Raw genomic sequence first — 1,614 nt, 5'->3', positions numbered from 1 at the left:
CCGGAGCGCTCGGGCTCGCGCCGCAGCCGGACCTCGCGGTCGCCGCGCAGCACCTCGGCCGACGCGGGGGCGAGCCGCAGCGTCCCGTAGCCGTCCGAGTCGACGGCGAGCAGCTCGAGCGCGAGGAGCTGCCGGACCACGCCGCGCCACTCGCCGTCGGACAGGTCGGTGCCGAGGCCGAACGTGCTGAGCGCGGAGTGCCCGAGCTGCTGGACGCGGGGGGTCGTCTTGCCGCGCAGGATGTCGACGAGGTGCCCGACGCCGTACCGCTGGTTGCGCTGGTCGAGCCGCACGATCGTCGACAGGAGCTTCTGCGCGGCGACGGTGCCGTCCCACGACTCGGGCGGGGTCAGGCACGTGTCGCAGTTGCCGCACGGTTCGGACGTCTGGCCGAAGTAGTTGAGCAGCTGCACGCGGCGGCACGACACCGTCTCGCACAGCGCGAGCATCGCGTCGAGGTGCTGCGTGAGGCGCCGGCGGTGCGCGGCGTCGCCGTCGGAGGTGTCGATCATGCGTCGCTGCTGCACGACGTCCGCGAGCCCGTACGCGAGCCATGCAGTCGACGGCAGCCCGTCGCGCCCGGCGCGGCCGGTCTCCTGGTAGTAGCCCTCGACGGACTTCGGCAGGTCGAGGTGCGCGACGAACCGCACGTCCGGCTTGTCGATGCCCATGCCGAACGCGATGGTCGCGACCATGACCAGCCCGTCCTCGCGCAGGAACCGCGCCTGGTTGCGCGCCCGGACGAGCCGGTCGAGGCCCGCGTGGTACGGAAGCGCGGGGATGCCGTTCGCGACGAGGTGCTCGGCCGTCTGCTCGACGGAGTTCCGCGACAGGCAGTAGACGATCCCCGCGTCGCCGGCGTGCTCGGTGCGCAGCAGGTCGAGCAGCTGCGCGCGCGGGTTGTCCTTGGGGGCGATCCGGTACTGGATGTTCGGCCGGTCGAAGCTCGCGACGAAGTGCCGGGCGTCCTCGAGCTGGAGGCGCAGCGCGATCTCCGCGTGCGTCGCGGCCGTCGCGGTCGCGGTCAGGGCGATGCGCGGCACGTCGGGCCACCGCTCGTGCAGCATCGACAGCTGCAGGTAGTCGGGCCGGAAGTCGTGCCCCCACTGCGACACGCAGTGCGCCTCGTCGATCGCGAACAGCGCGATGCGGCCCTGGTCGAGCAGGTCGATCGTGTCCGGCACGCGCAGCCGCTCGGGGGCGAGGTAGAGGAGGTCGAGCTCGCCGTCGAGGAACGCCTGCTCGACGGCACGCCGCTCGTGCGGCTGCTGCGTCGAGTTGAGGAACCCGGCGCGCACGCCGAGCGCCGACAGCGCGTCGACCTGGTCCTGCATGAGCGCGATCAGCGGGGACACGACGACGCCCGTGCCGGGGCGGACTAGCGCGGGGACCTGGTAGCAGAGCGACTTGCCGCCACCGGTCGGCATGAGGACGAGCGCGTCGCCCCCGGCCACCACGGTCTCGATGATCTCGGCCTGGTCGCCGCGGAACGCGTCGTACCCCCAGACGCGCTGCAGGACCTCCTGCGGGCTGGGACGAGGTCCGTCGTCGGGCTCGGGGACGGCCCGCGGGCGGGTGCGGCCCGGGACGGGCGCCCCGTGCGCGGCCTCGTCG

The 1,614-nt window shown here is 73.5% G+C and carries 1 protein-coding gene; it reads right to left on the bottom strand.

What is annotated here, in order from left to right:
• On the bottom strand, positions 1-1,614 hold a 1,614-nt coding region (recQ, locus tag HGA02_RS18680; RefSeq protein WP_425483082.1), incomplete at both ends, for a DNA helicase RecQ.

Source organism: Cellulomonas septica, assembly GCF_012396155.1.
GTDB classification, from domain to species: domain Bacteria; phylum Actinomycetota; class Actinomycetes; order Actinomycetales; family Cellulomonadaceae; genus Cellulomonas; species Cellulomonas septica.
Note: the sequence above shows the minus strand (reverse complement) of the source record. Positions and strands in the feature narration are given on the sequence as shown.